The following is a 25414-nucleotide window of genomic DNA, read 5'->3' as shown; positions in this document are numbered from 1 at the left end:
GAGTTAAGGAGATGAACCATTATGTGTGAAAAATTAATTCAAAAATTGACCGAAAAAGAATCAAAAATGATTGAAATTCGTCGTTATTTACACCAGCATCCCGAACTCTCTTTTAAAGAAGAACAGACGTCTAAATATATTGCCGACTTTTATCAAGATAAAGATGTGACGATAGAAGAAGGTATTGGTGAGCGTGGTATCAAAATCACTATTGATTCTGGACGTCCTGGTAAAACGTTAGCCATTCGCGCCGACTTTGATGCGCTACCTATCGAAGAAGATACGGGCTTACCTTTTGCCTCCCAAAATAAAGGTGTTATGCATGCCTGTGGTCACGATGCCCACACTGCATACATGTTAGTGCTCGCAGAAACATTAGCTGAAATGAAAGACCACTTTACGGGCAAAGTGGTGGTCATCCACCAACCTGCAGAAGAAGTACCCCCTGGTGGTGCCATTGGCATGATAAAAGATGGCGTATTAGAGGGTGTTGACCATGTATTAGGCGTCCACGTCATGAGCACGATGGAAACAGGTACTGTATATTATCGTCCTGGTTATGTCCAAACAGGCCGTGCCTTCTTCAAACTCAAAGTAATCGGTAAAGGCGGTCATGGCTCGTCACCACATGCGGCAAACGATGCGATTGTCGCAGGTGCAGAATTTGTGTCTTCAATTCAAACGGTCGTATCTCGACGCCTTAATCCATTTGAAACAGGAGTTATTACAATCGGATCATTTGACGGTAAAGGCCAGTTTAACGTCATTAAAGATCATATTACGATTGAGGGCGACGTGCGTGGTTTAACCAACGACACCAAACGCACAATTGAAAAAGAAATTAAACGCATTACAAACGGCTTAGAAGTTATGTACGGGGTGACATGCGAACTCGAATATCAAGATGATTACCCAGCATTGTATAACGACCCCGAATTCACAGAATATGTCGGAAAAACATTAAAAAATGCAGATTTAGATTTTGATGTCGCATTGTGTGAACCTCAACCCCCTTCTGAAGACTTTGCATACTATGCGCAAGAACGACCAAGCGCATTTATTTATGTGGGCGCTGCACCAGAAGATGGTGAAATGTATCCGCATCATCATCCAAAATTTAATATTAGTGAAAAAGCATTACTTACATCAGCTCAAGCTGTAGGAACTGTCGTATTAGACTACTTAAAAGGGGATGACGACCATGAATAATACACAGTCATATAAAGGGAATAATAGATTAATTTTAGGGATTGTACTTGGTGTCATTACGTTCTGGTTATTCGCTCAGTCATTGGTGAACGTTGTACCGCCATTACAAAAGAGTTTTGACGCTGACATAGGAACAATTAGTATTGCCATTTCAGTCACTGCCCTTTTCTCAGGGATGTTTGTCGTAGGTGCGGGTGGCTTAGCCGATAAAATTGGGCGCGTCAAAATGACCAATATTGGCCTTTTACTCAGCATCATTGGCTCAACGTTAATTATCATTACAAACTTTCCATTGCTACTTATTTTAGGTCGTATTATTCAAGGTTTTTCAGCAGCGTGTATCATGCCATCTACACTTGCGTTAATGAAAGCCTATTTTGAAGGCGCAGAACGTCAACGTGCCTTAAGCTATTGGTCCATTGGCTCTTGGGGCGGTAGCGGTATATGTTCACTCTTTGGCGGTGCAGTTGCTACAACGTTAGGATGGCGTTGGATTTTCATCTTTTCTATTATTGTCGCAATTTTATCGTTTGTATTAATTAAAGGCACACCTGAATCTAAATCTGAATCCACTGCAATTTCAAAATTTGATGTTAAAGGTTTAATCATTTTAGTTGTGATGTTATTAAGCTTAAATGTCGTCATCACAAAAGGTGCCACTATTGGATTTACATCCCCATACTTTTACGGATTAATTGCGATCGTCATCGTTTCATTCTTGTTATTCATAAAAGCAGAAAAAAACGTAAACAACCCGTTAATTGATTTTAAATTATTTACGAATAAACCGTATACAGGCGCTACAATTTCAAACTTTTTACTTAATGGCGTCGCAGGCACACTGATTGTTGCTAATACTTTTGTGCAACAAGGATTAGGTTATACATCCTTACAAGCAGGATACTTAACCATTACGTATTTAGTCACGGTACTATTAATGATTCGTGTTGGAGAAAAATTTTTACAAAAAATGGGTGCCAAAAATCCAATGTTACTCGGTACATTTATCGTTGTGATTGGTGTGGGTCTAATTTCTTTAACCTTCTTACCTGAAACGATTTATATCATCGGTTGTGTCATCGGTTTTTTATGTTTTGGTTTAGGCCTCGGTTTATATGCGACACCATCAACAGACACTGCGATTTCAAACGCACCTGTTGATAAAGTCGGTGTAGCATCTGGTATTTACAAAATGGCTTCATCACTTGGGGGCGCATTCGGTGTCGCGATAAGTGGTGCCGTTTATGGGATTGCCGTCGCTGCAACAAACGCATTTCAAGGTGCAATGATAGCTTTATGGGTCAACGTTGCGATGGGTATTATCGCATTTATTGCGATTGTTTACGCCGTTCCTAATGATGATCCACGTAAAGTAAAATAATAGATAAAAACCAAGTGATGACCAAAATCATCACTTGGTTTTATTTTAATTTTAACCACTTTGTAGCATCTTCTTCAGGATTATTAGATTTTACATCAGGAATAATTGGATTATTTTCATAAGCATTTCCTTGTTTATCCTCAAGGCGATGTGTTGTTAAATTCATTAATGTACCATCATATAATTTTATAGTCGTATTAGCTGATGTATATCCTCCAGAATTTTCACCAAAATATTTTATATTTTTAGCTCCTTTGAATGCTAAAGCTGTTATTTCACCTGAACTCGCAGTTTTTTTATTTATTATAATAGCAATCGGTACATTTTTAACTTTTTCTACATTATTTAATTCAATCGGCGTTCCCCCGTTTTCAGTCTGGCTACCGTCTAAATTAACATCTGTTTTATTATCGTCACCATCAACATACGTCAATAATGTACCATTTTTTAATAAAGGCGATATACTTGCTATCATCGGACCCATATCTCCGCCATAGTTATCTTGTAAATCAATAATAATACCTTTATAGTTTTCACGTTGAATTGCTTTGCTAACCTCATTAGCATAGCGTTTGCCCTCTTTTTCACTCCCCATAAAACCAGGTAATTTAATGGTCAAAATATCATTCTTAAGTGTAATCTTAGGATATTGAGTCTCACCACTTTGAGACATTTTTTCTTTTTTAGTATACAAAAATGAATGTTTACCTCCAGCAACCTTCAAAGCTTCTTCTAAATATGTATGTGTATCTTTATAATCTTGTGCCTTCTGGGTGTCATTTAAAGCTTTGTCTTTTGCACGTTCCCACTTGTCACCTTTCGCATACAGACCATGCATATCCATTTGATTAATTGCGATTTTTACATATGATTGCGTGGAAGGCGCCACAATATATAAATTAAACAATGGACCAATTTTAAGTAATGCTATAAAAATTAAACTAAAAAATAACAATGTTGATAAGCCTATTACAATTAATTTTTTCACAGCACTTTCTCCTTGTTAATTATGATTCATCCCATGTTGCTTACTATCAAGCACATTTTTCCAATAATTTTCACGCTCTAAAATGACTTCAACTTTGGTTTTCGTATCGAAAATTTCTAAAATGGAATATTGAAAATGGTTTATAATATGATCTTTGCCTTTATTTTCTAAAATATGATGGAATTCCTTGTTACCACCGGTTAAATCACTTAAATGTGCATAGCACGCCCATCGTTGCCAAATACCGTCTGTATTTCCAGAAGCAGATCCGACATACAATTGGCCATTACTTAAGTCAGTAATGACATACACACCTTTTACATAACTTAACGCCTCTCTCCAACTTGGCTCATTGTGTTGAATGATTTGTTGCAGTTCTTTATGTTTTAAACTCACATTTTGATACCCATTAAAATGGCCTAGTTTAGTGCTAGGGGCAACTTCATAGACTTCTGGGTTAAGTTGCTCTTGGATCGTTTCATAACGACGATTATACACATCACGCCCTATAGGTTTGTCTATTTTAACAATTAATCGCTTAATATACTGGCTATTTTCTTCCATTAATGTGAGATGATAACCGACATCATCAAACACTTCAGGTAGCTTCTTTTCAACTTTATAAAGTCCTCCGAATATAAAATATTGCGGCCCGTATGGATAATATTGTGCGAGCGCAACTAAATAATCGGCATGGTTTAAATTGTTGTTCGTTTGTTTGGTTTTCCATGCATTCATAATAATCCATTCTTCGCTGTCTTCTAGAAGAAAATCCCATGCTCGCTTTGAAACGTCTGCCGCATTCATATTGAATTTTATTTTTGTATGTTTCTCATCTGGAATTTTTAAAAAATCTTTTAACTTTATCATGAGCCATATACCCTTTCTGCAATATAAAACAAAATATTATAATATCATTCACTCCAATTATTTTATCAGATATATGACTTTCATCAATGATTTTTAAGGCATTTTCATTAGAAAACAACATAGAAATTCACGCAATTTTCATACCATTTTTACACTTTTTTATTACATAATTAAAGTGTAGGAAACAAGCAAAATATGGAAAAGGACGTGACTGAGGATGATATGTTTATCTGAACACATTGCACTCGTTACTGGAGGTGCAAATGGGATTGGTAAAGGGATTGCCGAAGCTTTAGCGAAAGCCGGTGCAACGGTGATTATTGGCGACATTGATGAAGTCAACGGACAACAAACTGCACAAGCCATTCAAGGACAATTTTATAAGTTAGATGTCACGAATAAGAAGACTATTGACGCTGTGGTTGAGGCAATTGTAGCAGAACATGGAAAAATAGATATTTTAGCTTCAAATACTGGTGTATATCCACAAATTGAAATTGAAGAGTTAACAGAAGCGGATTGGGATAACATCCAAAATATCAACTTAAAAGGTACATTTCTTGTGACACAAGCGGTGCTCAAACAAATGAAACAGCAGAATTATGGTCGTGTGATTCTTACTTCTTCTGTGACAGGTCCTATCACAGGTTATCCTGGATGGGCACATTACGGTGCGACGAAAGCGGGACAACTTGGCTATATGCGCAGTGCCGCTCTTGAATATGCAAAGTACGGTATTACAATCAATGCGGTACAACCAGGTAACGTACTTACGGAAGGCCTCAAAGCACAAGGTGAAGCCTATTTAGAAGGGACACGTAATATCATTCCAACCCATGAATTAGGAGAACCTGCAGATATCGGGTATGCCGTAGCATTTTTTGCTGCACCTGAAGCGAAATTTATTACTGGTCAAAGTCTCGTTATTGATGGTGGGCAGATCTTGCCAGAGGAACCCGATGCCATTAAAGATTAATAAGTCATATTTTTACATTCTAAATAGCGTTATTTAAAACACGAATCGTCTACACTACATGCGCGTTCAGCACCATTAAAGTGTAGACGATTCGTCTCTCTTAATTTAATTTATTGTTCCACAAGGTACACTTTTTCAGTGTAACAACGTGTATTCATCATTTTGTTTTTCAAAAAACGATACCACGCTAAATGGACACTGCCTTTATCATGACTTTTTAAAATCTTCAGTGGGACTTGAAGGTTTAAACACCGTCCTGAAATATTAAAGCGGGTCACACCCGCAGGAACTGTTTCTCCACGCTCCACAACGGTTTCTATTTCCTCAATGTCTAAAGGCTGATACTTCATCATCACATAAGCGTCGTCTGTACAAACCCCTTCACAATGTGCGACGCGTTCCACTGCACATGCATCGGTATAACTTTCAACTACTTTATCCCATGCCTTGAACTTTTCATTCCCAAGATCTTTGCGATATAAATACTGTTCATAGGAACCTTTACACATCGTAATAAATGGACGTTCAGAGCGAATTTCAGTCGTCCAAGGTAACGCATCATCGTGCTGTAAATGAGACCACCAATTTCCAAATGGCACCTTATGATGCCATGTTTCAATTGAATATTGCGTTTCATTAATTATTTGCACGGGGACTAACTGACATCCTAATGCTTTCAAACTCGTATATCGATGCACACCATCGATAACCATATATTTACCGCTTCGAATTTGTATCGCTAAAATGGGATGACGTATAAACTGATCTGCTTCAATACTGGTTTTGGTCTTTTCAAGTCGACAAGGTTCAAATGTTTCATGTAAAACAATTTGGTCAATGGGAATGAGTTTTAAATTTTGATACATTTGCTTCATCTTCTTCCTCCTTTGTATCTTGCAAGTAGACGAATTCAGGGTGCGGATGGCTTAAAAAATCATGATGTGAAATCGACCAACCATATGCCCCAGCATATTGAAAGACAACCACATCTCCCATCCTTACTTGAGGCGTCATACGATCCTTTGAAAACACATCTTTTGGAGTACATAACTGACCGACAAACGTCACTTGACTCTGTGTTAGCGTGGGTCGTTGGAAAGTAAACGGAAAGGCCTCCACCTCACATATTTCTAATGGATGGTTATGTTGCCAAGACACCGGCAGTCTAAAGTGCTGCGTGCCCCCTTTTAAAATGGCATAATGTGTGCCATGCACTTGTTTTATATCAATGACTTCAGTCGCATAATAGCCCATATGCGCGGTTAGATAACGTCCACATTCAAAGTTAAGTGTTATGCCTGACATTGCTTCTTGCTCAATGACTTCGTGTAGCCCCTGATTGAAAGTGTCCCAATCAAATTGTACGTCTAAATCTTGATAGTTCACCCCTATGCCTCCACCGACATTCAGGTGTTGCAATGAAAAGTGGTGTTTTTCCGCCCATTGTTTTGCCTTTATAAAGTATAAACGCATCATTTGAACATGGAGTGACGCGTCCAAATTGTTAGATATGGAATGAAAATGAAAGCCTTCTAACGTGATACGTGGTAATTCTAGTGCACGTTGAATGACTGTATCCACTTCTTCTTCAGAAATTCCAAATTGTGTTGGACGCCCCGCCATATGTAAGGTCGCATTTGGAAATGGACCCGATAAATTGACACGTAATAAAACAGGCATGGTCCTATCATGTTTCTCTAAACGCGCATTTAAACGCTCCAATTCTTGTACACTCTCGATATGAAGTCGCTTAATTCCCCGGGTAATAGCCATATCAAGTTCTTCATCTGTTTTACCGGGACCACCGAAAATCATGCGATTAGGCTTTAATACCGCACACCCTTTGTCAATTTCTCCTTGAGAAGCAACTTCAAATCCTGCTACGTAGGGTTCAATGGCTTGTAAAATGCGTGTCTCACTGTTCGCTTTCATCGCATAATACATGTCACAATTTTTAGGCAACGACGCTGTAATTTGTGAAATATGGTGTTGTAGCGCATCAAGGTCGTAAATGTAATGACATATGGAGGACCCGGATACCTTCATTTCTCTTAAAAATTGGTATATGTAATCCTTTTTAAGTAATGTTCGGTTTTGATTTTCTACGTGTTTCGCGTTCACAAAGGTTCACCTCCTTTATAAGATAAAAGGTCTTGTTTTAAGTGACGGTATAATTTACCACGGTCATCACCTAATACAAAGGCCTTCACACCTTTGTCTTTCCATGCCTTAAATTGTGCGTGTTCACGGGGTAGAGCGATAAATGCTTTATGGTGATGTGTCGTAATTTTATACATATAGGCTGTCGCTTTTTGCACAACTTCATCTGTCGTTTGCCAAGGTTTACCAAAAGATTGAGATAAGTCTGCGGCGCCTTCGATGATCATGTCTATACCGTTGACACTGGCAATATCATCTAGTGCGTTAAGTCCTTGTTGACTTTCAATCATCGCAATCACCACAATACTATTATTGGCTTCAGCCATATAGTCTGTGAGCGGCATTTCTCCGAAGCGTGGCATACGACCGCCATTTAAACTGCGCATGCCTTCTGGATAATAGCGACTTAGCTTAACAATTTCTTCAGCGCGTGCTTTACTCTCCACATGTGGAACGATAATGCCACGTGCACCCATATCCAACACTTTAATAATATCCCGTTCTATGGATTGCGTTACACGGACGATCGGTGTAATGCTAGCTGTTTCAGCCGCGCGAATCATATGTTCAAGGGTTTCATCATTAATGGCCGTATGCTCAGTATCGATAATGACGAAATCATAACCACTCGCTGCTATCATTTCAATAACTAGCGGATGCGGAATCGAATTAAATAAGCCGTATACTGTTTCGCCTCGTTGCAGTTTCTCTTTAAGTGATAGCGCCATCATGGTGGATCACTCCTAACGGGTTCGTCACGTGATGAATGCGCAGTTCATTATCTTCGCGAAGTCGACGTGTCGTTAATTTTTCAACTTGAATCGTTCGTTCAAATAAATCGAAATGCTGTTGAAGCGGCAAGTTGGGATGCGCGCGTAAATAATCTTGTATGCAGTCATACACCATGTGCCACTGATCCGATTCAGATAGGTTGTATGCCTCTTCCATAAATAAAATCTGTTGCGCGATATTGATAAAGAAAAAGGCATCCAGTACAAAATCTCTAACAAGTTGTACATCATCGGTTTCAATAAACGAGTTACGATTAATGCGTTGATGCGCTTCCGGTGTATCTTGAAGTTGAGGTTTTTTGGCGATATCGCTTAATAACGCACGTTTAAAGCGCACACCATCATGAAAATCTTTAATGGCTACACGTGTTGGCCAGCCCTTTTCATGAATGAGCATCATATTTTGCGCATGAGATTCTAAAGCAATACCATGCGTATACAACATATGTATTAATGGACGCACCGCAACGTTAATAAATTGTCGCATCCAATTATCAGCACCGTATCGTTGTATCCAACCATCGATGACCGGGCGTTCTTCAGTGTCTTTACTATAAAGCGCATGAAATGGTATCGCCTCTTCACCTGCTTCTAAATAATGATATATATTTTCACGCCATATCACGCCTAATGCACCGTAAGTTGCCGTTCTCTTGTCTTCTGGCAAATGCTGTTGATCATACGACATCCCCAGTACCTCTCCTAGAAACACTGTACGTAATTGGTCTCGCAAATATGGATCATGTGCTTGAATATGTTTCAACCAATCTGTAATATTGGCTGCATTTTCTATTGTATGCGGTGCAAGTACCCGCTTCGTTGACGTATTGGTAATATTAAGCGGGACTTTAATATAATATTTATCGGTTTCGACAGGTGACAACGTGCGTATCGATTGTTGGGGCACATAGGCTTCTCTAGATTTCCCAAGAAATATAATGTCACCATTTAACCACGCTTCAGCAAAATGATTGGCGATCATATGGTCAAACTGCCACGGATGTACGGGTAACCATACATAATCTGAGACGTTTTCGACGTGTTGACGTAAAGTGTCAGTGAATTGATCAACCGTTTCTTGACCAAGTTGATGTTTCAAAATTTGCTCAGGCACAATAGATTGAGAAATCGTTTGTTGGACGTGATGTTTAGGTACGGCAATCCATGTTAAATGAATCGTTGGTTGAAAATCAGGTCCATATTTCAAATTTTCTTCAAGGGTAAATCCAAGGCGTGACTTATAACTTGGATGATACGTGTGCCCTTCCATCGCATAGGATTCGAGCGCATTAAACGTTTTAGGTATGGCTTTATAATGGTTCAATTTATACATAAGTGCTTGGCAATCTTTTAATTCTGTTTGTATGAGTTCACCGATAAATTGCTCAATTTTCTGTGTATCTTTTGTGAATGTATATTGGACATCTCTCAATAATTGCGCATAATTTAATGTCGGACTTTCGGTACCATCTGCACCCACTTTCATAATTTGAGACGTGAGTTGTAAACGATTAAAACTCTCTGTCACACGTACATCAAAATGATAGGATGCATGTTCACCTTTTATTTCAACATGATGCATATTATCTTTAAGATGCGTCATGGTATACACGACAATCTTTTCATAAATTAACGAAGTGATGAGTTGTGCCATGATACGTGTTTTTACACGTTGTTCAATTGATTGCATCAAATGATGAGACCTCCTCTACATGACGAATTGGGTTCAGGATATTAATATAAATTGGATTTTCACTGCAATTTTTGATTTTACTCATAAAGTTCGCTTTAGCAGAAAACGTTTCAGAAGCTAATACATCTTCTACATAACGTTGTATCTTTTTATCTGTCGTCCAAGATTGGCATTGTGTGCGTACCACACGCCATAATTGCGCTTCATTTCCAGTCGCCTTTCCAAGTGTTGACACCAAATGACCGAGATGGTTCACGATCACATAATATTTAAAGCGATGCCATGCAGTCTCATGCGTTTCGACAACTGGACTATTCGAACCTACAATTTGGGGAACGAGTTGTGCTTCACGTGCGAGCGTTTCAGATAAACATACCCCTTCTAGATCACGTACATAGCACACTTTAGGGAAACCTTCTTGAAACTGGATTAACGTATTTTGAACATGGCCTTCTAAACTAATACCGGTCGTTGCAAAAAGTGTGAGCATCGGTCGAATCATCACATCTAAATAGCGCTGTAACCAAGTTTCGACAGATAAACCACTTTGTTGAACGCGATCGTACAACATGGAATGTGTGGCATTTGGCATCGTTTCAAAAAGACTGGCAAGGACGTGAATGTCTTTGTTTTCGTCATATTCATTGATACCTTCACGGACGATTAACGCCGTTTCAGTAATCCAATCTTTGTCACTTGAAGACGTCTCGAGGTGTAACGCACGATAGCCTTGTTCAAACATTAATTTAAAGGTTGGGGTCTCGAACATATTTTTAACGTGTGCAATGACTGTTGCAGCATCTAGCGTTCGTTCGATTTGTTCAAAATTATTCGTACGTATAAAGTTAGTGATTTTAACGTGTATCGGTAGTTTTAAATAAACATTGAGCGCTTTTTCAAATACCGTCCGAACGGAAGACGTCGGGTAGACCGACCGACCTCTTTGCCCTAAATCTATGATGCGTCCACAATCAAGCTGTGCCTTAAATACAGGATCCTCTTGAAGGTGACGCATTTGATACGGATGAAGTGGCAATAATGTATGTCCTTGAGGTAAATCCGCTTTGTCCATGAATGCCAGTTCATATAACGTTTTCGTGACCGTATCCGTGAGTCCCTCTACATCACGTGCCAATATAAGCGAGGCGTCTACACTTAAATAATGAAGTTGAAAATGTGTATGACATTCTGGTGCATAGCGTTTTAAATCCTCTGATGTAAAACCTTTTGAACTTTTTGGGGTCGGATGAAACGGATGCCCTAAATACAATGATTGTTCTGATTGTATATAATGATCCACTGTACGTGTGTCATCTTTATCATTTAAGTAGTGCGCCGTGCGTGACATACTGTTTTGTATATCAGCGTAGATGTCTTGCACACGCGCTTGATTACTTTCATCTTTAAAAATGGATAAGAGGCGTTCAATGGCGTGTTGACATGTCACAGGTGATATCACATCACCTTTCTTTATGAAAACCTGCTTTTGATACACATGATGCCCCATCATTGACCAATAAAGAAATGTGCCTATCAATGTTTCGTTATCATTTAAGCGAATGTGCCATTGCTGATGTTCTGGGGCATTGTGATACAATTGATTTTCTCTAAAATACACATTAAGCATGCGTTCTAGTGCTGCTTGTTCAGCTATAGCTTTATTTTGAATGTTTTGCACGTTGTACTTTCAACTCCCATAATTGATTCATTAATGATTGATCTTCTTTTATACATTTCAACTGTGAGGATTTCAGGACAAAACTACTGGCGATAAAAATAATACCCATTACAATAAATGTCATCATGGGGTTATAGTGACTTGTAATGAGTGCACCGGTCATACTTCCAACTACTTGACCCAGTACCAGCATGCTGTTCGTCGACCCAATAAACGTCCCTTTTAAATCTTTATGACATGCATTTGCGACGACAAACATCACACTTTGAATCAGTGCACTGTATGTAAAACCTTGCATCATTCGAAAAATTAACAACATCCAGAAGTTAGTGGCCACGCCTTGTAACACGACACTGAGCCCACAAATTAACGTTGTTGCAATATAAACATATTTCACATATTGTTTGTCATTAAGCATGCCCCATAACGGTGCGCTTAATATTGAGGCTGTCCAAAAGACCGATTGAATCAAGCCTATAGCTGCCTTATCATCAAGTAGCGTTGTATTGGCGCCTGAAACAAGTGGTGCCAGTGCGGTCATCATGCCATACATGGCAAGATTGGCTAAAATACCCACAATAATAAATCTGCAAGTCACATGTGTACATAACAAACATCTAAATGATGTTCTCACACCGCATTGCATCGGTGGTGTCGCACATTGTTGCTTACGATGATGCGATTCAACTAAAGTCACCATGCCTACACCGCAAATGATAAATGTGGCAATACCAATTGAAAGCAATAACGTTTGAAAGCCGATGACAGTGGCTAACACACCACCGACTAAAGGTCCCACTAACGACCCTGCACTTACGGAACTTTGTAGATGTCCAAGCACCTTTCCTCGTTCATTCGCAGGTGCTTCGCTTGTCGCAAATGCATTCGAAGCGTCTACCACACCGCCGAACAGACCTTGTAATAAGCGCACAAGTACAAATTGAAATGCGGTCGTACACATCGACATCAATATTAAACAGATGCCTAAACCAATTAAGGCACGTAACACCATCCACTTTCGGCTGATTTTATCGCCAAGTTTCCCCCATAATGGAGACGCAATCATCGTTGTCACAGCAGGTGCAGCGATAGCCACACCGCTCCACAGTTGAATTTCTGTTACAGATAGTTGTTCTAATGAAGCGATATAGATGGGTAATAACGGCACGAGTACCGTTAAACCCGCTATAGAGATAAATTGACTGCTCCATAAAATGCGAAAGTTACGCTTCCAAAGATGCGCACTAGTCATACGACATCATTGGATTCACAATCTCTCCAATACTTGATGGCATACTGCCACCCCCAGAATCTTTTTGATGTAATAAAGGTAAGAGAATGCGTTTAAATGGCCATGTCTCTTTATCAAAAAGCAGCTGTCGTACTTCCTCTGCACCATTAGGCCACTTTGTCTCATCGACCGCCTGTTTCATCGTTTGACGTAAAAAAGCCATTAATCGCTGTTCATCAAGCTGATAAAGCGACGCAAATGTATCGATGATGGCATACACATTCACTAAGATGCCAAGCGTTTGAAAATACGTGAAGAACGTTTCCAAATCGTCGTTAATTAAAGTATTCGGTGTATCTTTGCGAATCGCATATTCTGGCACATCCATACCATTTAGAGTCATCCAAGCCGGATATATCCGCACCGTGTCGTGATCACGAAGAATGAATTGGCGTACTCGACCGTTTTGAAATGCGACGAGCACATTTTGACCGTGCACTTCAGGCAATATACCGCGACGCATGCAGGCAAATAGCGTATGAATGAATGATGTAACGATATCTTGATAAATAGCTTCTACTTCCTCTGTCGTAAAATCACAATGACCAAAGACAGGTTCAAGTACGCGCGTATCTGCCATCGCAAGCGCAGCCATAGAAATGACGACTGTGTTGGCCTCTTTGACAACTTCTGGATATTGGCGCAATTGCACGGTTAAATGCCCCGTACGATCTTCAAAAATATTTTTAGACGGTGCGATGAAGGACCACCATTGTTTTTCATCGCATAGTAAAAGGTGGGTTTTTAGATATTCAGATTGTTGCCTCACTTGTTCAAGTAATGCCTCTCCTTTTTCACCATTAAGCAAATAACGTGTCGGCGTGAGTCGTAAAGCACCTAACGATTGCATCGCAAAAGGAACTTTAATATGGTCAAAAGGACGCTCAATATCAATCAATGTGCGCATTGATGAGGATGAAACAAAACGACCACACATCATATCAAGGGGTACAATCACCTTTTCTTTTATCTCTTGTTCAAAGTAATGCGGTAACACATGGTTGAACTGCCAAGGATGCACAGGAAATAGCATATAGTTTTCAGGATTCAGACCCTGAGATTCCATATATTGATGAAATGTATTATCAGTCGTGATGTTTAAAGCGCGTTGTAAAGTTGTTTCATTGGCATGCTGACTTGCCATCACCCAGTCTCGATGAAGCGCCACCACTTTCAATGACATCGGCGCATTATATTCGACTTGAAAACGCGCATAGTCGGACGCATTTAAGCCACGTTTTTCTTTTGCTAATGGATGAAATGGACGATCTTTGAGACTAGCGAATTGTTCTGATTGCACAAAAGGATGTTCTGCAAGGTCTAAACCTTGATACTGCGCTGCCAATTGCTGACAGGCCTGTACGAGTCCTTCACGAAAACGCACACTATTCAGCTGTTTAGCCTCATCTGGATGCATCATGACAAGCGTGTCCCAAAGTGATACAGCATTTAAAGTAATCGTCTTATGTGATGTATAAAGTTTGACCTCTCCTTTTGAACGCGCGAACCGGTACACATTTAAACTGCTTAAATACACAGGAATTTCTAATCGTTGGTCTTCATGTTGATACACAAATAAAGTTTGTTCATCTTGATGAATCACGCGCCCTTTTGAGTACAGTTCAAAAACATCTTCAAAAAACAGTGCGTCTATCAAATCACTTAATATCACTTTTGACGCCAGTTGTTCATTATGGTTTGCTACATGGCTCATATTTACACTCCTTTATTCCATTACAATGTCGACTGCTTCATTTTTAATAAAGGCTTAGTGTCGTTCCAATCCCCTCAGCTCGCACTTTTTTGTAAATGTAATAGGCACTTGAAATATCCTCTATTGCCATGCCCATCGGATTGAGTAAAATGATTTCATCATCATTTTCACGACCTGGTTTTTCTCCAGTTAACAATTGACCTAACTCAGCATGTAGCGCTTCTTCAGAAAAACGGCCTTCTAACACCAGTTGGTTAATCGTTTTTTTCTCACGATTCGCTTGAGACCAATCATCGACAAGCACTTTATCCGCTTTTAAGAACACTTCTTTTTTTACGTCCATAATCGAGATATTGCTAACGAACGCACCTTTTTTTAACCAGTCATATTCGATATACGGTTGATCTGTGACCGTACACGTAATCACAACATCGCCATGCTCGATGGCTTCTTTTGCTGATGTACTTCGAATAAAATGAATATCTGGTCGTCGTGCCTGCCACGTATCGACAAAAGTCGCACTGGCTTTGTCGAATTGGTCGTATACATAGACGTTTTCGATATGATCGAACTGTTCTAGCATACTTTGAAGTTGACGGTCTCCTATCAAACCACAACCGATGATTGTTAAATCAGTGAAGCCTTTTTTAGCTAGATGTTGTGCTGCAATCACTGAAACTGCAGCGGTACGCATACTACTAATAAGACTTGCTTCCATTACCGCGATCGGATAGTTTGTTTCTGGATCATTTAAAATAATGACACCACTTGCGCGTTCCATATGACGTTTCGATGGATTATCGTGCTTACTCCCAATCCATTTAATACCAGAGATTGGGTCCTTAAGCCCAATATAACTTGGCATCGCAATGATTCTATCTGCTATATGTCCGTCTTTACCATTTGCACGCAAATAAGGTTTTAATGGTTGCACAAACTTTTGTTGCGCATGTGCTGTTAGCGCTTCTGTTAACGCCTCAACATAAATATTGGAATGATGACCTCCAACGTTTTCAATATCTGTTCGGTTTAAATACAACATCTCATGTTTCATCTTTGTATACTCCTCTTTTTTAATCGTTTTACATTATTAACACTTATATGTTCGCGGGTATTGATAGAGACGTTAGTCTCCCTTCACACTCCAGGAACACTTTCCTCAACTTTTATACGGAATGTAACACCGTATCGTCATCTGTATCGCACGTTAAACGCTGTACCCATGTGTCTGAATACACCAAATCTAAATAACGCTCTCCTCGATCTGGTAATATCGTCACGATGGTTTGATTTTTATCTACGTTTTTGATTAATTGTTGTATTGCTGCAACGATTGCACCAGTAGAGCCTCCGGCAAAAATACCTTCTTTTTCTACCAATTCATGACAACCTTTCGTAGATTGATAATCATCTATATGTATGACGTCATCTATTTCATTTTTATTTAAAATCTCTGGAATTCGGCTTGCGCCAATGCCGGGCAGTTCACGATTTTTTGGCGTATCCCCAAAAATCACAGAGCCTTTAGCATCTACCGCAATAATTTTAGCGTTTGGATGATGCGCTTTAATTTTGCGACTCATGCCCATAATACTGCCTGTGGTACTTACAGGTGCCACAAAATAATCGATCGGACCTTCAATCGCCTCAACGATTTCCGTACCTGCGCCGTGATAATGGGCTTGCCAGTTTAAATCATTCGCATATTGATTGATCCAATAAGCATGTTTTGATTCATTGAGCAGTTCTTTTACACGTGCAATCCGCGTCTTTAAATAGCCACCATTTTCATCTGGTGTATGAACCATATCCACATGTGCACCATAACTTTTTATGATTTTTAAATTCGTCTCAGAAATTTTAGGATCAACCACACACGTTAACTTTAAACCTTTAATTTTGGCTACCATCGCAAGCGCTATGCCAAGGTTCCCTGATGTACTCTCAATCAAATGCGTATCTTTAGTGATGTCACCACATGCGATCCCATGTTCGATAATGTACTTGGCAGGGCGATCTTTCATACTGCCACCAGGATTCATATATTCTAATTTGGCAAAAACCTTATGATTCTCAAAAAGTGACGCTAACTGAACCATAGGTGTTTGGCCAATACACTCTAAAATAGAATGATTGTGCTGATTTGAATTCATTTTACTGCCCCCTATTTCAGGATATATCGCATTCTCAATTTAATTGATAATAATTATCATTATCAATGTTGCTATTATATAAATGATACTTTGTAAATGTCAATTAATAATTAAATCAAAAAATTAAAAGATTCTATTGGAGTGCACAGGGCCTATAACGTCAAAAAGCACTCAACCGTCTTAAAAAGATGATTGAGTGCTAAAAATGTTCGAGCTATTTTTAGAATTTAAATTACTTTGTTACACATCCATCAAGAAGATGATGAATGTTCTTGTTTCATCATTTGATAGCCAACTGAAAGATGTGTCCGAATATATTGTGGGTTTTTAGGATCATGTTCAATTTTTTTACGTAACGTCGTCATAAACACGCGTAACGAAGGTAAATCAGATTCCAAAATATGTCCCCAAACGGCTTTTAAAATAAATTTATACGTTAACACTTTGCCTGTATGTTCCGATAAAAGCACGAGTAACTTATATTCAATTGGCGTTAAATGTATTGCATTACCATCAACAGTCACTTGATGGCTATCGAAATCTATCCACAACCCACCGTTGTGATAAACGTTAGAAGGACGTGTGCAATCGTTGTATTTTCTTTGAAGTACACGGACGCGTGCTAACAATTCATCCGAATTAAAAGGTTTTGTTACGTAATCATCCGCCCCATTATCAAGACAAATTACTTTTTCCTCAGCATCCTCTCTTGCACTGAGCACGAGTATTGGGGTCTGATAGTTTTGTTTCACCTTTTGAATCACACATAGCCCTTCCATATCTGGTAAACCTAAATCAAGAATGATGATATCTGGAAGTACGTTTTCAAACTGAAATAGTGCTTTTTTACCGTTACCTGCAAGGTGTACCCGATAATTATTTTGTTCAAATAACCGCTTCAATAAGCGTTGGACAGAGGCATCATCTTCTACAATTAATAATTGCGTCTTCAATTAATCACCTTCTCTATAGGGAGTTTAAAGCCAAAAATCGCGCCCGTAGGTTCATTTTTCTTAATGTACAGGCTCGTATGATGTCGCTTTAAAATCATTTGGCATAAATATAAACCTAGACCCAAACCTTTACGTGAGCGATCTGATGTATTGTCACTCGTATAATACTGATCAAATATGCGTTCTTGCATCGCTTCATCGACCCCGTATCCATTATCCTGAACTTCAATCACTGCACTCGAGCCTTTATGACGCACACTCAACGTAATGACCGATTGTTCAGGTGTATATTTAATCGCATTTTCAACTAAATTAATAAGAACTTGCGTCATCATTTTCTCATCAATATGAACGAGTAAAATTTCGTCAGGTTCCTCAATGCGAAAGGTTCGTGTCCCTGCTCGTTTCACTGTCAATTGGTAGGCCGTATATATCACTTCAGATAAGACAATGGTCTGCTGATTACTGATTTCATCATCATGATCTATTTTCGTGATTGTCAAAATGTTATTGACCATATTATTCAGCCACGTCGCGTCTTCCTTAATACTTTTCAAAATCGGACGTTGCCCCTCACTCATCTCTTTATCAAGCACATCAAGATTACCTATCATCGCCGTCAAAGGCGTACGAATGTCATGTGAAATTGACTTTAAAAATGTACTTCTTGCTTGTTCCCGTTCCTTTTCTTTTTCTTGCTGTTTATTCTCTTTATACAAACGTATTTTCTCAAGCGTATTTGTCATATCAATCGCCATCGATAAAATGATTTCTTTTTCAAACGTTAATTGATCTGACGCTGGAATCACGATGATATAAGTACACGCTTGCGCATTCACTGGTAAGAGATAGTACGATAATCCTGGAAACGTATCTGTAGAATAGCCCGCTTCTTGTTGATGGTATTTCACCCATTTTAAATGAGCTGCCAATTTGGGAAATACCTCAGTTTGATTTGAATGGATAATCCTCACATCTTCATGTGTTAATTTTGAAAATTGTTGTTTCATCGTTTTAATGACCGCTTGTTCATCCACGCTTTGTATAAGTAACTTGTTCGTTTCAAGTAACACTTCTGTACGATATATTTTTTCTTTTGCCACTTTTGTTTGTTGCTTTACATTTCGTACGAGCGCACTCATGATGATGCCGCAAACAAACATAATTGTAAATGTCGCAGGGTAGTCTGCCCGGTAGGCTTCAAATGTAAATCGTGGTGTAGTAAAAAAGTAATTAAACAGCAGTACCGCTGCCATAGAAGAGAATATCACGTTCAGTCTCGAGCGTATCCATAAAGCACTCATAATAACGCCGAGCATATAGACGGTAATTGTATTAGACTCATTTAACTGATGCTGAAACATCGTTAGACTAATCAACGTACATACAGTCATAATGACAACCAATTTCAGCAAATCGACCATTTGAAATTGGAGCCACGGTTGAAACAAAGGTTTTGACGCTTGTTTTTGTACCGCACTTGGAATGATATACACATCGATATGCGGATAGCGCGCATTTAACTCTGAGATAATGTCTTTACGCTGAAAGATACGCGACTTATGTGGGCGACCGAGCACCACTTTATCAACGCGATTGGCAGAACACCATTCTCCTAATTGTTCACTCTCTTCCCCATAAAGACTAATAAAATGACCACCAAGTGACTCGAGTAACTGTCGATTCAAGTTCAGCTGGTGTATCGCTTCAGGTTCAAGTGTACTACTTTCAATATAAATCCCCGTTAGACTGCATTTAAATGCTTGAGCTAATCGTGCTGCATGTCGAATAACTTTCATATTTTGGGCAAAAGGTGAAATCCCAACCGCAATGACTTGTTCTTCGTTTTCAAGACCGACTTCTGTCATCTTGGCATCCACCAAATTGGCGAGTTCTCTTAACGCGAGTTCCCTCAGTTGTATCAAATGATCCAGCTGGAAGAAACCTTCTAACGCCCGCTGTGCTTGACGTTCCTGATAAATGTTCCCTTCTTTCATACGGGTCTGTAAATCGATAGGTTCAATGTCTACGAATTCAAAAGAATCCGCTTGTTTAACCAATCGATCTGGGACCCTTTCGCTCATTTCAATTTTCGTAAAATGATGAATGGTATGATACAGCGATTCAATATGTTGAATATTGAGCGTCGTATACACATTGATACCCGATTGCAATAACTCTTCTATATCTTGATAGCGTTTTTCATGACGACTCCCTGGCGCATTGTGATGGGCTAATTCATCTATAAGTATCGCATCTGGTTGTGCTTCAATAATGGCATCGATATCTGGCTCATGAAATGTATGATGGTTGTAGTGCAACGTTTTAAGTGGAATGACTGGAATTGACTCAGTTAAAGCGGTTGTTGCCGGCCGTTGATGAGGCTCAATATAACCGATACGCACATCAACCCCTTTTTCAATCAAATCATGTGCATCTTTCAACATACGATACGTTTTACCAACGCCAGCTGCATAACCTATATATATTTTCAGTTTGCCCTTCATATGTATGCCTCCTATTCTTCATCAGTGTAGTCCTTTCACATGAGTAAAACCAGTGAGAACCACACACTCACCCAAATCTTAATACGATATTAATATCATCAACGGACATGTTAACGTCCTCTTAATACCAATCGTGATATAGTTTTCTCATCTTATAAAGGGAGGCAAAAAAATGGAAGATATTCTTTATATCCTTTTGTTTCTTGGCATGTTCGGCTTACCTATTTTAGGGTTAGACATTTTAGAAAAATATTTAACAAAAAAGGAGCCTAAATGATGGTGCTACGTTTCATTATTATATGTATTTTTATATACCTGATACATGTGCTTATTTACCCAGAAAGATACTAATAAAGGAGTAATGGTTAATGGATTGGTTACTTTTAATTAGCATATTTATAGTGCTCGCCACTCTCTTAGCGTGGTACCTCTACCACATTTTTTTCAACAGTAAAAGTTATATCTATATGCACTATGCAAAGTTAGAAAATACGTTGACGCATGTTCTAAAAGTAAAAACATCTGCGCAAACCGGTAAAGCATATCTTAAAAGTTTACTACTCACCAATGGGATTGCGACAGTAATATGTTACGCCATATTACGTTTACAACATGGCTTATGGCTCAACCCAAATCATATTGATAATATGACACCGGACATGGCATTTCACACTGTCATTTCCTTTATCACTAATACCAACTTACAACATTACGCTGGTGAAACAAGTCTAAGTTATTTATCACAAATGATAGTGATTACTTTTTTGATGTTTCTGTCCGCAGCTTCGGGTTTATCGGTGGCACTTGCCTTTATCAGACGAATGACGGGCATTAGTGATTGCGTAGGTCACTTTAACTCTGATGTCATCAAAGTCATTGCATTAGTGTTACTTCCGCTTTCATGTATCATCAATTTGCTTTTGATGCATGAGGGTGTCATACAAACGTTGAACAAAAACTTATATATTTCGACAATCGACCATCGCATTCAAGCGTTACCTTTAGGTCCTGTCGCCTCACTCGAAAGCATTAAACATCTCGGTACGAATGGGGGCGGTTTTTTTAGCGCAAATAGTGCGATGCCTTTTGAAAACCCTACCGTTGTGACAAATATGGTAGACATGATTTCTATGATGATTCTGCCAGGGGCAATGTTCATTTTATTTGGCATCGTATTATATAAAAAGAACTTCCCTTCTAAAAATCAAGCGTTTTATTTCGTTGGCTTACTATTACTCATTTTCACACTTTGTTTTATCGTACACATTACTGCAGAGTATATGGGAAACCCTCACATTCCGGGTGCCAATTTTGAAGGGAAAGAAACGCGTTTTGGGATGACGCAAAGTGCCCTTTTCGCTATAGTCACAACGAGCTTTACCACTGGTGCTGTCAATCATATGCATGATTCTTTAACGGCACTCGGCGGAATGGTACCACTGATGCTCATGATGATTAATGCTATTTTTGGAGGAGCGGGTGTAGGCTTTTTAAACTTTATGACGTACGTGTTATTAACGTTATTCATTGCAGGACTCATGATTGGACGTACACCACAACTTTTCGGAAAACGTCTTGAAAGTAAAGAAATGACACTCATTTCTATTATCCTTATTATTCATCCATTCATCATCTTGGGGCTAACATGTCTAACTTTCATTTATCCACAAATGATGCATGCCATGACTAATCCGGGTGCCCATGGTATCTCACAAGTCCTCTATGAATTTACGTCAGCGAGTGCAAATAATGGATCAGGATTTGAAGGATTACAAGATCACACTCGACTTTGGAACATCACTACAGGTTGCGCCATGTTTTTCGGACGTTATCCTGCGATGATACTTCAACTCTTCGTAGCCTCGTTACTTGTCAGAAAGCCCGTACAAAACACAGCCAATGAAATGGCTATAGATACTGCAGTCTTTAATGTACTTTTAGTTGTCATTATTTTGACTATAAGTGCACTCACATTCTTACCTGCTCTCGTACTAGGTCCTATTGGTGAGTATTTGACGTCTCTAGGAGGAGTATTATGAAACAAGAACTTTTAAAATCAGCCGTTGGACAAGCGTTTGTGAAACTTAATCCAACAAAAATGATTAAAAACCCTGTTATGTTTGTCGTCTTAGTGACCTTTTTTGTAACGGTGTTGGGTGGCATCTTTCCATCCTTATTTTCTATGAAACCTGCAGGCCCTTACCACTGGACTATTGCAGTCGTTTTATTAATAACGATATTGTTCGCCAACTTTGCAGAAAGTCTTGCAGAAGGACGTGGTAAGGCAGAAGCCAGCGCCCTCCGTATGAAGAAAAAAGAGATGACTGCCAGACGTCTTAAAGACCATCAAGAACATACTATCCCTGCAACCAAGCTTAATAAAGGGGATATTGTACTTGTAAAAAAAGGCGAAACCATTCCTTGTGATGGTGAAATCATTGAAGGCATTGCAATGGTCGATGAATCCGCCATCACAGGAGAATCTGCACCTGTCGCAAAAGAATCAGGCGGCGATTTTTCAAGTGTCATTGGGGGAACGGTCGTTGTCAGCGATCAGTTGAAAATCAAAGTTACAGCCGCAGCGGGCGACTCCTTTCTCGATAAAATGATTGCATTAGTCGAGGGCGCTTCGCGTCAAAAGACACCAAATGAACTTGCTTTGTCGACCTTGTTAACCAGTTTGACGCTCATATTTTTAATCGTCATCGTTACTTTAGTCCCCATTGCACGACACTTACATTATGATTTATCGACGACAGCTTTAATTGCACTATTTATTTGTCTAATCCCGACTACCATTGGGGGATTACTTTCAGCGATTGGCATTGCCGGGATGGATCGGGTTACCCGCTTCAACGTCATTGCCAAAAGCGGGAAAGCCGTCGAAGCATGTGGTGATGTGGATATGATGATTCTTGATAAAACCGGGACCATCACCTTTGGTAACCGTATGGCACATGCCTTTTACCCTGTCAGCGGGGTCACACAAGATGTATTAACACAAGAAGCCGTACTCAGTTCTTATGATGATGATACGCCAGAAGGACGTTCTATCGTCACATTTGGCGCATCACAAGGCACGCACATTACACCCCCTAGTCGTTATACAGTCATTCCATTTACTGCAGAAACGCGAATAAGTGGGATTGAGGTAGACGGTCAACTTCACCTTAAAGGAGCTGTAGATGCCGTTATAAAACGCGCTAAAAAATGGGATATTGCGATACCTGAAGATTTATTGTCGTTAACAGATGAAGTGGCACATCAAGGTGGGACACCTCTTGTCGTCATGGATCATACACAAATTTATGGTGTCATTTATTTAAAAGACATCGTTAAACCAGGGCTACCTGAACGCTTTACCGTATTGCGTAAAATGGGCATCGAAACCGTAATGTGTACCGGGGACAACCCACTCACAGCTGCGTCCATTGCACAAGAAGCCGGAGTAGACCGTTTTATCGCCGAATGTAAACCTGAAGATAAAACACGCGTTATTAAAGAGGCACAAGCACAAGGCAAAGTCATCGCAATGACAGGGGATGGTACCAACGATGCCCCTGCCCTTGCACTCGCTAACGTAGGCGTGGCGATGAACTCTGGAACCATCGCCGCGAAGGAAGCAAGCAATATGATTGACTTAGATTCTGATCCAACAAAACTCATTGAGATTGTAGAAATTGGGAAACAATTATTAATTACACGTGGCGCCTTAACGACTTTTAGTATTGCTAATGATATTGCAAAATATTTTGCAATCATCCCAGCACTCTTTTTACCGTGGATGCCCGCGATAAATAGTTTAAACATTATGCATCTACAAACGAGTCATTCAGCTATCCTATCGGCATTAATTTTCAATGCCATCATTATTCCTTTATTAATCCCTATCGCCTTAAAAGGGGTTAAATTTAGACCAACAACTCAAAGTCGTTTACTGTTAAACAATACGTTGATTTTTGGACTTGGTGGCATCCTTACACCATTTATCGGTATCAAACTTATAGATATCATTATCAATCTATTTTGAGAGAAGGTAATACTATGTTTAAAAGTTCGATTTTGACAACACTATTGGTGTTCGTCATATGTGGTTTTGTGTACCCTATACTTACAACCGCAGTGGGTCAAACGTGTTTTCATTATCAAGCCAACGGGAGTTTAATCAAAGACCATGGTGAAATTGTCGGTTCTGAACGCATCGGTCAAGATTTTACATCGCCATACTACCTACATGGACGACCATCACCTCACCATTACAGTTCATATCCGGTCACCGAAAACCCAGACCATATCCAACCAGTGACAGGCGGTACAAACTTTAGCAATCAAAATCAAACGTTACTCGACCGCGTCGCTAAAGACCGTAAAACATTCAGTCAAAACAACGGGGTTCAACCTAACGATGTCCCGGTAAATATCTTAACTGCATCAGGCTCAGGATTAGATAGCCAAATTACGAAACAAGCAGCAAATATGCAAATACACCGTATCGCCAAACATAGTGGCTTATCCATAAAAACGATACAATCTATAATTGACAATCATACGCTACATCAATCCGAATCAGATATCGTCAACGTACTCGCTGTGAACCTAGACATCAAGCACGCTATGCATCTTTAAAAATCAACGCCCTTCCTCACACTCATCCGTCAAGGTAGACTGAGGGAGGGCTTAACTTTTCGTATGCCTCTATGTTTCTTCTACATAACATCGACACTATCACTTTTAAACCTCGCTTGACTACACAATGAATGGCTACTAAAAAATGTATACAATAACAGTCAAACTCACACCCACAATATAGAACAAAATATATATCATATAATTCGTGTTTAATTCACTTTCATATAAACACAACTTTCATAAGATATAATCTCTTTTAAGAATCACTTAAATAAAGGTACCCTTCTTGCCATCATTGTCAAAATGATTACTTACTTTTTGACGTCACATCTCTACACAAATTTATATTTAAATGCATAGCACCCCAAAAAAGTGTCGAATTATCAAATATTTTATAAACTTTGATTACAACTTCTATATT

20 protein-coding genes are annotated in these 25414 nt (G+C 39.2%); 7 read left to right on the top strand and 13 right to left on the bottom strand.

Translation table 11 applies throughout. From position 1 onward, the window contains the following. Positions 1-21 precede the first annotated feature (21 nt). Together G8Y85_RS02915 and G8Y85_RS02910 are read left to right on the top strand one after the other, a co-directional pair. A complete protein-coding gene (locus G8Y85_RS02915; protein WP_107368462.1) occupies positions 22-1209 on the top strand; it encodes a M20 family metallopeptidase in 1188 nt (395 codons plus the stop codon). Beyond that, complete coding sequence (locus G8Y85_RS02910) at positions 1202-2590, top strand: MFS transporter (protein ID WP_107368463.1); 1389 nt, start codon at positions 1202-1204, stop codon at positions 2588-2590. Before G8Y85_RS02915 ends, G8Y85_RS02910 begins: the two co-directional genes overlap by 8 nt. A gap of 40 nt (positions 2591-2630) precedes the next feature. Here G8Y85_RS02910 and G8Y85_RS02905 read toward each other — a convergent pair whose 3' ends face one another. Together G8Y85_RS02905 and G8Y85_RS02900 are read right to left on the bottom strand one after the other, a co-directional pair. Then, complete coding sequence (locus G8Y85_RS02905) at positions 2631-3578, bottom strand: S41 family peptidase (RefSeq protein ID WP_107368464.1); 948 nt, start codon at positions 3576-3578, stop codon at positions 2631-2633. Positions 3579-3593: 15 nt separating this feature from the next. After that, positions 3594-4448: a GIY-YIG nuclease family protein gene (locus G8Y85_RS02900; protein WP_107368465.1), complete on the bottom strand. Its 855-nt coding sequence runs from the start codon at positions 4446-4448 to the stop codon at positions 3594-3596. A gap of 217 nt (positions 4449-4665) precedes the next feature. Between G8Y85_RS02900 and fabG the strand changes: the two genes are divergently transcribed. After that, complete coding sequence (fabG, locus tag G8Y85_RS02895) at positions 4666-5424, top strand: 3-oxoacyl-ACP reductase FabG (RefSeq protein ID WP_060552120.1); 759 nt, start codon at positions 4666-4668, stop codon at positions 5422-5424. Between the two features lie 110 nt (positions 5425-5534). Here fabG and sbnI read toward each other — a convergent pair whose 3' ends face one another. The 11 genes from sbnI to G8Y85_RS02840 all read right to left on the bottom strand — a co-directional run bounded on the left by sbnI (position 5535) and on the right by G8Y85_RS02840 (position 20364). Continuing rightward, positions 5535-6299: a bifunctional transcriptional regulator/O-phospho-L-serine synthase SbnI gene (gene sbnI, locus G8Y85_RS02890; protein WP_060552121.1), complete on the bottom strand. Its 765-nt coding sequence runs from the start codon at positions 6297-6299 to the stop codon at positions 5535-5537. Next, the gene (locus G8Y85_RS02885; protein ID WP_107368481.1) at positions 6259-7470 is read right to left on the bottom strand and encodes a type III PLP-dependent enzyme; all 1212 of its coding nucleotides are present in this window, start codon (positions 7468-7470) and stop codon (positions 6259-6261) included. The genes sbnI and G8Y85_RS02885 overlap by 41 nt, the downstream gene beginning before the upstream one ends. Before the next feature lie 71 nt (positions 7471-7541). After that, positions 7542-8315: an HpcH/HpaI aldolase family protein gene (locus tag G8Y85_RS02880; RefSeq protein WP_107368466.1), complete on the bottom strand. Its 774-nt coding sequence runs from the start codon at positions 8313-8315 to the stop codon at positions 7542-7544. Beyond that, positions 8296-10065, bottom strand: a complete 1770-nt coding sequence (sbnF, locus tag G8Y85_RS02875) for a staphyloferrin B biosynthesis protein SbnF (RefSeq protein ID WP_107368467.1) — start codon at positions 10063-10065, stop codon at positions 8296-8298. The genes G8Y85_RS02880 and sbnF overlap by 20 nt, the downstream gene beginning before the upstream one ends. After that, the gene (locus G8Y85_RS02870) at positions 10052-11737 is read right to left on the bottom strand and encodes an IucA/IucC family protein (RefSeq protein ID WP_165805398.1); all 1686 of its coding nucleotides are present in this window, start codon (positions 11735-11737) and stop codon (positions 10052-10054) included. Before G8Y85_RS02870 ends, sbnF begins: the two co-directional genes overlap by 14 nt. Then, positions 11727-12998: an MFS transporter gene (locus G8Y85_RS02865; protein ID WP_107368468.1), complete on the bottom strand. Its 1272-nt coding sequence runs from the start codon at positions 12996-12998 to the stop codon at positions 11727-11729. Before G8Y85_RS02865 ends, G8Y85_RS02870 begins: the two co-directional genes overlap by 11 nt. Beyond that, positions 12991-14751 (bottom strand): staphyloferrin B biosynthesis protein SbnC, encoded by a 1761-nt coding sequence (gene sbnC / locus G8Y85_RS02860; RefSeq protein ID WP_107368469.1) that lies wholly within the window; start codon positions 14749-14751, stop codon positions 12991-12993. Before sbnC ends, G8Y85_RS02865 begins: the two co-directional genes overlap by 8 nt. A 43-nt stretch (positions 14752-14794) precedes the next feature. Then, entirely contained in the window at positions 14795-15805 is a 1011-nt protein-coding gene (gene sbnB / locus G8Y85_RS02855; RefSeq protein ID WP_165805393.1) for an N-[(2S)-2-amino-2-carboxyethyl]-L-glutamate dehydrogenase SbnB, read from the bottom strand. 112 nt (positions 15806-15917) lie between these two features. Next, positions 15918-16904, bottom strand: coding sequence for a 2,3-diaminopropionate biosynthesis protein SbnA (gene sbnA, locus G8Y85_RS02850; RefSeq protein ID WP_107368471.1), 987 nt, complete (start codon positions 16902-16904; stop codon positions 15918-15920). A gap of 251 nt (positions 16905-17155) precedes the next feature. After that, a complete protein-coding gene (locus G8Y85_RS02845) occupies positions 17156-17857 on the bottom strand; it encodes a response regulator transcription factor (RefSeq protein ID WP_107368472.1) in 702 nt (233 codons plus the stop codon). Beyond that, positions 17854-20364 (bottom strand): sensor histidine kinase, encoded by a 2511-nt coding sequence (locus G8Y85_RS02840; protein WP_107368473.1) that lies wholly within the window; start codon positions 20362-20364, stop codon positions 17854-17856. Before G8Y85_RS02840 ends, G8Y85_RS02845 begins: the two co-directional genes overlap by 4 nt. A gap of 273 nt (positions 20365-20637) precedes the next feature. On the opposite strand from G8Y85_RS02840, the gene G8Y85_RS12520 reads away from it, so the two are divergent. Genes G8Y85_RS12520 through kdpC form a run of 4 tightly spaced genes read left to right on the top strand, consistent with a single transcriptional unit; the run spans position 20638 to position 24990 of the window. After that, entirely contained in the window at positions 20638-20715 is a 78-nt protein-coding gene (locus G8Y85_RS12520) for a potassium-transporting ATPase subunit F (RefSeq protein ID WP_082624799.1), read from the top strand. 17 nt (positions 20716-20732) lie between these two features. After that, positions 20733-22403, top strand: a complete 1671-nt coding sequence (kdpA, locus tag G8Y85_RS02830; protein ID WP_107368474.1) for a potassium-transporting ATPase subunit KdpA — start codon at positions 20733-20735, stop codon at positions 22401-22403. Further along, complete coding sequence (gene kdpB / locus G8Y85_RS02825) at positions 22400-24394, top strand: potassium-transporting ATPase subunit KdpB (RefSeq protein WP_060552131.1); 1995 nt, start codon at positions 22400-22402, stop codon at positions 24392-24394. Before kdpA ends, kdpB begins: the two co-directional genes overlap by 4 nt. Positions 24395-24408: 14 nt before the next feature. Further along, positions 24409-24990, top strand: a complete 582-nt coding sequence (kdpC, locus tag G8Y85_RS02820; protein WP_107368475.1) for a K(+)-transporting ATPase subunit C — start codon at positions 24409-24411, stop codon at positions 24988-24990. Positions 24991-25414 lie beyond the last annotated feature (424 nt).

Origin of the sequence: Staphylococcus sp. 11007852 (genome assembly GCF_011394325.1) — a bacterium.
Taxonomy (GTDB): domain Bacteria; phylum Bacillota; class Bacilli; order Staphylococcales; family Staphylococcaceae; genus Staphylococcus; species Staphylococcus agnetis.
The sequence above is the reverse complement of the archived record's forward strand: the minus strand, read 5'-3'. Positions and strand labels throughout refer to the sequence as shown.